The organism is Nitratidesulfovibrio oxamicus (assembly GCF_015731765.1).
Classification (GTDB): domain Bacteria; phylum Desulfobacterota; class Desulfovibrionia; order Desulfovibrionales; family Desulfovibrionaceae; genus Cupidesulfovibrio; species Cupidesulfovibrio oxamicus.
The window spans coordinates 1-10,159 of sequence record NZ_VRYY01000005.1 but is presented as its reverse complement, the minus strand read 5'-3'; the positions used below and the strand labels follow the sequence as shown (position 1 = coordinate 10,159).

Annotated in this window: 6 protein-coding genes and 1 pseudogene; 3 read left to right on the top strand and 4 right to left on the bottom strand. The window is 60.9% G+C overall.

Annotation, left to right across the window (positions count from 1 at the left end; all coding sequences use genetic code 11):
• Positions 1-257 precede the first annotated feature (257 nt).
• Positions 258-2,288, top strand: a complete 2,031-nt coding sequence (locus FVW20_RS20035; protein WP_307831251.1) for an ATP-binding protein — start codon at positions 258-260, stop codon at positions 2,286-2,288.
• Entirely contained in the window at positions 2,275-4,044 is a 1,770-nt protein-coding gene (locus FVW20_RS00230; RefSeq protein ID WP_196607780.1) for a response regulator receiver domain, read from the top strand. The genes FVW20_RS20035 and FVW20_RS00230 overlap by 14 nt, the downstream gene beginning before the upstream one ends.
• Here FVW20_RS00230 and FVW20_RS00225 read toward each other — a convergent pair.
• From FVW20_RS00225 to FVW20_RS00210, 4 genes are all read right to left on the bottom strand, one after another.
• Positions 4,028-5,467, bottom strand: a complete 1,440-nt coding sequence (locus FVW20_RS00225) for a deoxyribodipyrimidine photo-lyase (RefSeq protein WP_196607781.1) — start codon at positions 5,465-5,467, stop codon at positions 4,028-4,030. The two genes, FVW20_RS00230 and FVW20_RS00225, sit on opposite strands and share 17 nt — an antisense overlap.
• A 228-nt stretch (positions 5,468-5,695) precedes the next feature.
• Positions 5,696-6,505 (bottom strand): response regulator, encoded by an 810-nt coding sequence (locus tag FVW20_RS00220; RefSeq protein ID WP_372434954.1) that lies wholly within the window; start codon positions 6,503-6,505, stop codon positions 5,696-5,698.
• 414 nt (positions 6,506-6,919) lie between these two features.
• Positions 6,920-7,885 (bottom strand): DNA polymerase III delta subunit-related protein, encoded by a 966-nt coding sequence (locus FVW20_RS00215; RefSeq protein WP_196607779.1) that lies wholly within the window; start codon positions 7,883-7,885, stop codon positions 6,920-6,922.
• Positions 7,886-8,055: 170 nt separating this feature from the next.
• Positions 8,056-9,342: an adenylosuccinate synthase gene (locus tag FVW20_RS00210; RefSeq protein WP_196607778.1), complete on the bottom strand. Its 1,287-nt coding sequence runs from the start codon at positions 9,340-9,342 to the stop codon at positions 8,056-8,058.
• A gap of 383 nt (positions 9,343-9,725) precedes the next feature.
• On the opposite strand from FVW20_RS00210, the pseudogene FVW20_RS00205 reads away from it, so the two are divergent.
• Positions 9,726-10,159 (top strand): annotated as a pseudogene (locus FVW20_RS00205) (transglycosylase SLT domain-containing protein); the annotation flags it as partial.

The window sequence follows — 10,159 nt, the reverse complement described above, 5'->3', positions numbered from 1 at the left end:
CGAGGTGTCCCCAGGAAAACTTTCCACCTTTTTCTGGGTGAAGTTTGTTTTCGGTTTAACCACCGGAGTGAGGACTTGTTCCCCATACTTTTAAAGGCATTGAAGACAAGTCCAGCAAGAGATTTTACAACGGATTAGTCCGTTTTGGTTAGGTATTACCAAAAGTTAAAAGAGCCCTGCAGGAAACGCTAATCAGCTTCGTTGACCCGTTTGAAGATTCTCCCATTCTTTTCGACTACGCCGTTGCCGTTCACAAGGTGGGCAAGGCAGACTTTTTTCCGGTGTCCTCCGGCGAGGTGTTTGACATACAGCAGCTTCGCGCTCTCGAACACGTCATTGAGGGCGAATTCGATAGCGCAGGCAACTTTCAGGGTAGAATAACAGCCTTCGGCAAAGACCGGGGTAAATGTTTCGTGCCTTCCTCGTCAGTCTTCACACAGCGGGGCAAGGATAGTGTCGGGCCGTTCAAATTCTGCTTGGGCACATTTGAGCAAAACAAGACAAGCTCGACACACTCAGACGAAGAATATGAACATCTGGCTACGCAGGTCGACAAGTACGGTGGCATCTGCATTCACCGCGACGGGCTTCGCGTCATGCCTTACGGGCGTGAAGATGGCGACCTGTTTAGAATGGAATTTCGCCGATCAAAACACGCGGGGCGTGAATTTTTTTCGTATCGCCGATGCATCGGTCGCTTGGCTATAACAAGTAAAAACAACCCTAACCTCAAGGACAAGGCCGGTCGCGAAGGCCTTGTCGACAACAAAGCCCGCCGAGAATTTGAGCGTCTTGTTATCGGCCTCTTGATGTATGCAGCCCGCGAGTACTTCGGCACTTCGTCTTCCCTACGTGAGCAGGAACTCCCCGGCATCCAGAAAGCGCGCCAGAGGCAGATGCGCGCGGCAGAAACGGCCCGCAAGCGAAACCAGAAGAATTTCACACGCGCCCTCAAAGAAAAATTGCCACTTGCGCTTGAAGCAAGCACCCGAGCAGAAGCTGGCGCCGACAGACTTGAACAGACACTGGCCAGCAAAGCCTACAACGACCTGCCCGCTATCAAAATGGAGCTCGACACGTTGCAAGGCCTGCGCGACGATCTGCGCATTCCAAACCGGCCAGACGACCTTGGCACTCAAGAAGAAGAGTACAGGAAATATCGCGACGCTTACGCCTCGTTCTGCGCCACCATCGACAAGCTCAAGTCCATGCTGGCCCGCTGCGAAGCTGATGGCCTGTTGGGCGACCCCAAACGCATAGCCACCTCAAAATTCTACAGCAACGAAGCCCGCATCTCCAGTCAGATTGGCAAAGCGTTGTCCACAATCACGTCCAGTCTCGACGCCCTTCGGTCCACATGGGAAGACACCGCCCGTGAAGACAGAACCGTGTTCCGGCGAAAGGCCACGGAATTCGTCAATATGCTGGAGGCTGGGCAAGGCCTTACGCCGGTACTCGACTTTCTGGATAAGGTGCACACCGAACTCAGCGACGAGTTGAATGTCAAATACGACGGCATCATCAACAGCCTCGAACAACTCGTTGAGGGCGTAGACCTTGAAGGTGCCTTTCTGCATGCGGACGAGGCCAACCAATCGCTGGAGAAAAAGGTCGCCATGCTCAATGCCGTGGCCCAACTCGGCATCAGTGTCGAAATCATCGGCCACGAACTGGAAGCACTTGAATCACAGGTAACACGCTATCTCAAGCTCATGCCCAAGGAGGTGCGAGCCCTCAAAAGCTACAGTCTTGCGTTCGAGGCGCACCGAGCTCTTGTCGACAGGCTGCGCTTTCTTGCTCCGCTCCGCAAAACGGCATACCGCAGCCGTATCCGCATCACGGGCGAAGACATCGCCAAGTATGTCAGAGCCTTTTTCGACTCTACATTCGAACAGTGCCGCATCACGTTCGAGGCAACCCCCGCCTTCGAAGGGCTCTGCATTAGAGACCTTCCCTCGCGTATCTATCCCACCTTCATCAACCTCGTGAATAACGCCCTCTATTGGGTGCAGCGTGGCGAAAGAAGAATCATTCGGCTCGACTTTGTGCAAGGCAAAGCCATTGTAGCCGATAGCGGACCGGGCGTTGACGCAGATGACCAGGAACATCTGTTCGAATTGTTCTTCACCAAACGCTTCAACGGTCGTGGGGTAGGCCTCTATCTTTGCAGAGAAAATCTCGCTGTTGCCCGCCATTGCATACGTTACGCCACTTGCAATGACCCCAAAACCCTCGAAGGGGCAAACTTCATTATCGAATTCAACGAGGTCGAACATGTCTCCTGCTAATGCTACCCTCATTGAAGAAGCCTACATAACCCCTATTAAAAGCGTACTGTTCATCGACGACAATTTCCCAACCCATGCGGACCTGCTTGAAGAAAAGCTTGCAGGCGATACGGATGACGCCGCACAAGGCGAAGCAATGTTACTCAAAGGGGTGGCGCTGCACGACCCCGCAAGCGAGAACATGTTCGTTGATGGAGATACGAAGGAGGAGCCGAGAACTTCAACTGCGGGTGACACCGCGGATATGCCTAGACATGTCCGCAACCTTATCCGTTCATGCAGAGAACGCGGCTACATATTCGACATTGAAAACAACCTTACGAATATTGAACGTGATCATTACGCCTTCATCAACAAGGCAGACCTAGTCGTTCTTGATTACTACCTCACTCAAAGCGACGACGCACAGCATTCGCTTAAAATACTACAAAACCTTGCAATATCACCGCGATACAACCTTGTCATTGTTCACACCCACGAGAATAAATTTGATGTGGCTTCAGAGATTCTTTTTTCAATGCAAGGATGCAGCAAAAAAGCAATCAACTTCGACAGAATACAAAACAAAGAAGAAGCTATAGCGCAAATAAATAGCAATATATCACACATATTAGATAATAATAAAGCAGCAATAGACAAAATTTTTGAAATAACACAATGCAAAAATCCAGATATTGTAAGAAAATTCATCAACAACACGATTTGCGATTACTTCACAAGGACTCATACTGCGCTAGAAAATCTATCAATAAAGAGCAATATATCGACGACAACGACCCCATGGATTGCGACCCAGAATGCATTCATTGTTATCACAGAGAAGAAACCCGCAGATAATCAAACATTAAAAGACCTTATTGACGAACTAGCGCGCGCAATCTTGGATTTCAATCCGGGCATCATCACAACGACACTGCAAAAATGCATTAACATTTCAAAAGAAAATACATACAACATCCTTAAAGAGTCTTTTGCCACCACGGACATTCGCGCGGCAACTCTCTACTTGGCCGCAACCGAATATGATACGCTTCATGGACATCAAGACAGAAGCGCCATCCTGTCCCACAAGCTTGTGGGCATGCTTCTTGAGTCTGCGACTTCTGGCCTTGCACAACATGCAAGCGGCTACTGCGAGCGCCTGCTAGATGTTACATTTAACGCCCAAGCACTGAACAGAGCATCAAATTGCATACAATGTGAAGGTTCAACTTGCGACGAAAAAACACTTCATCTACATGCAAATTCCATCCTGTGCTCCGAACGAACAATACCCCACCGCCTTACAACTGGAAGCATATTTGAACATAGCGGGACGGCGTGGGTATGCGTAACTCCAGCCTGCGATCTAGCCAATATAAGCCCAGACAAAGCATCTTCAATGATTCATTTAGAAGCTATAAAGCTTGATAAGATTAACGATAATATTAAGCTTGCCGATTTAATGAAAGATACGGCTCGAGGAAATGGAATATTTATAACAAAAGGTAGTAATGTCACCGCATATAGTATTTACATTGGCAACAAAACAAGCATTTGTATCAACAATTTCCTCATTCAGGGAAGCGCCCTCCTTAAAGAAGGAAAAATCACGCTTTACAAAGTAGCCTTTGACCCCAAAAAAGGAGAAGCAAGAACCGTATCCGCTGAATACACTGTCATAGGGCAGCTGCGCCCGAATTATGCGAGCCGGCTCCTTGCCCACAAGGGTTCTTGGAAATCTCGCATAGGCGTTGATTTCATAAACCACCCATAGCAAAAGTGAACAGCTCCCCCTGCTCCCCCTGCTCCCCCTCGCCGCCGCGCAGCGCCTGCATGCGCCGGATGTACGCGCCCACGTCGAACTTGGAGCGTGCCCCGTTGTAGGTCATGGAGCGGATGGTGCCCTGCACGGGGCGTTCGCCCCACGGCCTGTCGTGCACCCCCCCTGCTGACCATGCGATGCCGGTGTAGCCGTTGCTGTCGCGGCCATCCAGAAAATAACGGTCGTTCAGGGTCACGGCGGTGCGCACGGCGTCTTCAGGCGTGGGCGACCACAGCAGGATCTGCTTGGCCCAGTACATGCGCAGGTAGCCGTGCATGCGCCCGGTGACCACCATTTCGATCTGGGCCGCGTTCCACAGCGGGTCCTCCGTGCGCGCGGCATCCAGTTGGGCATGGTCATACAGGGCCGGGCGCGGGTCGCCCCGGTGCTTGTCCAGGGTGGCGCGCGCCCAGTCGGGAAAACAGGTGACGGCGTCGTAGTCCTGCGCGTGCAGACAGAAATTGTCGGCCAGTTCACGCCGCACGATCAGTTCTTCCAGAAACGAAGCCCGGCAGTCGTCCGGCGCCTCTCCATGGGCCTGTGCCGCCAGCGCGGCCCGCTGGGCGGACAGCATGCCGAAATGCAGGTACGGCGACAGGCCGGACACGCCGTCTGCGTTGGGATCATTGCGCAGGTGGTAGCGGTGCAGACGGGCGCGGATGAAATCGTCCAGGGCGGCGCGGGCGGCGTCTTCTCCGGGGGCGATGTCCGGTATGCCCGGCAGCGGGCCGACCTCGGCCACGGTGCGGTCCACGGCCAGGTTGTCGCGCAGGGATGCCCAGTCAACCTCCGGGACGGGCAGCGTCCACGGTACGGACGGCGCGGAGGGCAGCGGGGGAAGGGGCGTCAGGAATTCCGGCAGCAGGCGATGGATTTTCGGGCGCAGGGTGCGGGCCGCGTATTCACGCTTGGGCGAGGCGACCCGACAGGGCACCACGTTGCGGCCATCCACCTCGTGCAGGGGGCAGAATCCGGCCAGCCCCCGCGCGGCGGATGCCAGCCACGCCCGCTTCACCCGCAGCACGTCGAAGTCGGTGACCACCAACGCGGCATGCACCGAGCGGGCATAGCCCACCACTTCTTCCGGCGGGTTGCCACGCAGCACCACCAGAGGGATGCCCGCCGCCGCCAGATGACGCCGGGTTTCCTCCATCCCGCGCAGCAGAAAGCCGAACTGGCGGATGGTGGCCCCCAGAAAGCTGCTGGCCAGGCACCACACCACGGCCAGCGGCGCGCCCAGCCGGGCGGCCTCGGCATGGGCGTGCTGCAGCGCCCAGTTGTCGCGGGCGCGGTGCTCGCGGTGCATCCAGTACAACACCGGCCCCCGCTCCGGACCGGTGCCCGGTGCCGGATGCGTGGCGGATCCGCCGTGCATGCCCACCACGCGGCGGGGATCCACGACCGATGAAAAGGCCAGCGGCGGGTGCGTGCCCAGCGGCGCCATGACATCCTCCTTGCCCCAAAGACCAGCCGACGGACGCGTGCCGCGCCTGTACCTGCCGGGCCGCCCGAACACCAGACCGTCTGGATAGGCCGATCAGGGCGCGGCGTCGTCAGGGCGGACAGGGCGGACAGGGCGGACAGGGCGTGCCGCGCAAACGGCTCAGCGGGTTTCCAGCGTTTCCATGCACGACTTGAGGTCGCAGATCATGTCCAGCACGTCCATGTTGTGGTTGACGCGCCAGTAGAACTCCTCGACCTCGAAGGGCTTGGTGAGAAAGTCGTTGGCCCCGTTCTTGAGAAACTGGGCGGTAAGCGGGCCGGACCCCACCGAAGACACCCCGATGATGGCCACGCGGTCCATCTTGTGGCGGCCACGCAGTTCGCGCACCAGTTCGATGCCGTCCATGTTGGGCATCTGGTAGTCGGTGATCACCAGGCGGGTATGCGGGTTCTGCTCGAACACGGTCATCGCTTCCACGCCGTCACCGGCCTCCAGCACACGAAAACGCTGCACTTCCAGTAGTTTCTTTATCTGGGCACGCTGGGTGCGCGAATCGTCCACCACCAGCACGGTGATGAACTGGTTCTTGAACACCCGCTCCAGGCTGGCCACCATGGGGTCCATGTCCTGGATGGATCCCTTGAAGAAGTAGTCCACCACGCGGCGCTCGATGAACCGGCGGCGGATTTCGTCGTTGAAGCTGGCGGTCAGCACGATGGACGGCACCTTCCAGGCCAGGCACAGGTCCACGGCCTCTCCGTCGGGGGCATCGGGCAGGTTCAGGTCGATGATCGCGATGAATATCTGCTGACCATGGTCGCGCAGCAGGGCCTCGGCCTCCTGCATGGTGTGGGCGATGAGCGTGTCGAATTGTGTAAGCGCCTGAATCTGCTTGCGGATGATCTTGGACTGCACGTTGCTGTCCTCGATGATCAGCACCGTGCGCGGCGCTTCTGCGGTCATGTTCATGCGGCCTCCCCAGCGCGTCGTCTGTCAGTGTGTCTCCCGATGCTACACGCTCGGCAGGGGGGGCGCAATGCCACACGGCCCGGATCGCACGAAAACGCAAGAAAAAAACCTTACGTTACGGCACGTTGCCACAACCAGTCATGGGGGTTTCCCCTGCCGACCGCAAGGGGCGGGCCATAAAGGCCAGGTGTGGGCAACAGGCGGGCAACGGGCAGAGGGGCAGGCGGTACGCCGGAAGGCCCGACAACGGGGAGAAGGTGTGAAGGGAACGCCGCGCGCGCCGGACCGTGCGGCAGCGCCACGCGCGGGCGGCCCTGCCTGTGGCGGCGGGCAGGGCATGCTTCCGGAACGGAAGCGCGGCCCGGTTCAGGCGGCGTGGACGCGGGAGAGCGAAGGAGGTCGGGCGGTCCGTCCCTACCGAACGCCCATGAACATCCGCGTGGCCAGCCAGTCCATGACCAGGGCCGGGTTCACCGGGCTGGGACTCAGGGACAGGGCCTCCTGCGCGGCGGCCAGGGCCTCGTCGCAGCGACGCAGCCGGGCCATATCCATGCGCTCGGCCAGCAGGCGGCCCAGCGGGTCTGCGGCGCGCCCGGCCAGCACGTCTGCCAGGGCGCGCTGGCAGTGCAGCACCACGGCGGCGGCAAGGGGGGCGTCCAGATCGCCCTTGCGGGAGGTGCGTTCCATCCAGCCGCCGCCGGTCTGGATGAATTCCACCAGCGCATCCAGCCAGTCGCGCACCGCCGGGGGCGGCGGGGCCGCATCGGTGGGCCAGGCCAGGGTAAGCACGAAGCTGCGCGACACCAGGGTGGGCAGCAGCCGTTCGCGCTGGGGGGCCAGCAGCACGAAGCAGGTGGTGGGGCGGGGTTCTTCCAGCGACTTCAGCAGGCCGTTGGCCGCCTCCACGCGGGTGTGGGCATCCACCAGCACCACCACGCGCCTGCGGCCCTCGCGCGGGGGTTCGCCCAAAAGGCCGCGCAGCGCGCGCACGTTCTCTATGGAAAAGGAACCTTCCTCGGCGCTGGGCTTGTTGCCGTCCAGCACCACGAGGTCGCGGTGGCCGCCCCCGGCCATGCGCAGGCACGACGGGCAGGCCAGGCAGGGGCGCGCATCGTCCGGACCATCATCCGGGGCCTCGCAGTTCAGCAGCGCCGCCCAGTACAGGGCCAGGGCCATGCGCTCCGGCGCGGTGCCGCCCTCTGCCAGCACCACCTGCGGCGGCGATGCGGCCAGCGCGTGCAGATGGCCCACAGTACGTTGATGCCGGGGGACCAGCAGCGGGGACACAACCTCGCGCGGGTCTTGCGGCGCGGGCGGGGCATCCGTGGCGGCGGCAGTGGCGCGACCGCGCTTGGGGGCAGTGGTGGTGTCGTTGGCCATGGTGGTTCCGATACTGGGTGATGCGTGTTCCGAACTGCCGGGCCATGCTACCCGAAGGCGCGGGGGGCCGTCCATGCCCGTTGTCGCCCCGGCCACGCGCGGGTGCGCATCCGCCACGCAAAAGGGGCGGCCCGCGCCGCCCCTTCCGAGTGGATATTCCGAACCGGGGCCTACCAGCCCCGGCTGATGGTCTGGTCGCGTTCCGGGCCCACGGACACGAGGCTCACGCGCACGCCGGTCAGCTCCTCGATGCGGGCGATGTAGGCGCGGGTGGGCGCGGGCAGGCTTTCCCAGGTGGTGCAGCCGGTGATGTCGTCATCCCAGCCGGGCATGGTCTCGTACACCGGGGTGACGTGGGCCATGCCGTTCTGCTCCTGCGGGGCCACGGTGATGGTGCCGCCCTGGTATTCGTAGGCGGTGCAGATCTTCAGTTCCTTCAGGCCCGACAGCACGTCCAGCTTGGTCAGGGCGATGTCGGTGGGGCCGTTCAGGCGCACGGCCTCGCGCAACACCACCGCGTCCAGCCAGCCGCAACGACGCTTGCGGCCCGTGGTGGCGCCGAATTCGTGCCCCTTCTGTTGCAGGTAGTCGCCCGTCTCGTTCAGCTGTTCGGTGGGGAAGGGCCCGGCGCCCACGCGGGTGGTGTACGCCTTGACGATGGCCACGATGCGGTCGAGCCTGGTGGGCGCGACGCCGCTGCCCGCAGAGGCATTGCCCGACACCGTGTTGGACGAGGTGACGAACGGATAGGTGCCGTGGTCGATGTCCAGGTGGGTGCCCTGGGCGCCTTCGAACATCACGTGCTGCCCCGCAGCCCAGGCCTCCTCGATCTCGGCGGTGACGTCGGCCAGGTGGGGCACCACGCGGGGAGCCACGGCCATGACTTCGTCGAACACCGCATCCACGGTCATGGCTTCGCCGCCGTACAGGCCGACCAGCAGGGCGTTCTTTTCCAGCAGCGCGGCCTCTATCTTGGCGCGCAGAAGTTCGGGCATGGCAAGGTCGGCGGCGCGGATGCCGATGCGCGACATCTTGTCCTCGTAGCAGGGGCCGATGCCCCGGCCCGTGGTGCCGATCTTGGATTCGTTGGTCTTGTGGCACTCGCGGGCCACGTCCAGCGCCTTGTGATAGGGCATGATCACGTGGGCCTTGCGGCTGATCATCAGCCGCGCCGGAGAAACGTCCACGTCCTTGTCGCGCAGGGTTTCCACCTCGCGGCAGAACACGGCGGGGTCGAGCACGACGCCGTTGCCGATGAGACATTTCTTGCCCGGATGCAGGATGCCCGAAGGGATGAGGTGCAGGATGTACTGCTTGTCGCCCACCAGCACGGTGTGCCCGGCGTTGTTGCCGCCCTGGAAGCGCACGATCACGTCGCACTTGCGGGTCAGCAGATCGACGATCTTGCCCTTGCCCTCATCGCCCCACTGGGCGCCCATCACGACCACGTTTGACATTTCCCACTCCTTGTGACATTGAGTGCCACCCTGCGGCTCCGGCTCTTGCCGATGGCGCGCAGAAAAGGCATCATGTCTTATCCCGTGACTTCTTGGAAGTCAACGGAACTGCTGCCGATACGACCCCGGCAGCACAAAATCGTCCGCACGCGGACATGCCGGAACCACCGGCGGGCCAAGGCCCACCGGGAAAATGGCGCTCCAGCGCCGTTCCGCGCAACGCCGCACAACCCACGGCCCGACGGCCACCTCCGCGCACGGAAGCACGGCCCGCCACAGGCGAACGCCCCTTCCGCACCCCCTCGAACGACAGGCCACCCGCGCATCCGGCCACCCGCTCTGCTCCGCCTCGCTGCTCTCCACCCGTCGGCCCACCGTACCGCATGCACAATCCTATCTTCACCACCCGGGAACGCTTCGCGCTGTTCGGCCTTGCCATTGCCCAGGCGTTCCTGCTGCTGCTTATCCTGCTGCCCGCGCCGCGCGATTCCGACGTGCTGCGCGTGGCCGCCCCTGCCCGCGAACGGGTGCTGACGCGCCTTTCGCCCTACGGCCCCGGCTTCGAACAGGAACTGCTGACCGCCTTCTGCGCCCGCTACGGCTACGAACTGCGCTGGGTGAAGGCCGACAACCACGACGAGGCGCTGCGCCTGGTGGCCGACGGCTACGCCGACGTGGCCGTGGGCTTCGGCACCGCGCCCGATGGCCGGAACGAAGACGGCGGAGATGGCGGCAACGGCGACAACTCCGGCGCGCCGAGTGAGCCGGAGGCCGCCAGCGCCACTGCCGAAACAGACGCCTCGCCCGGCCTCTCGCT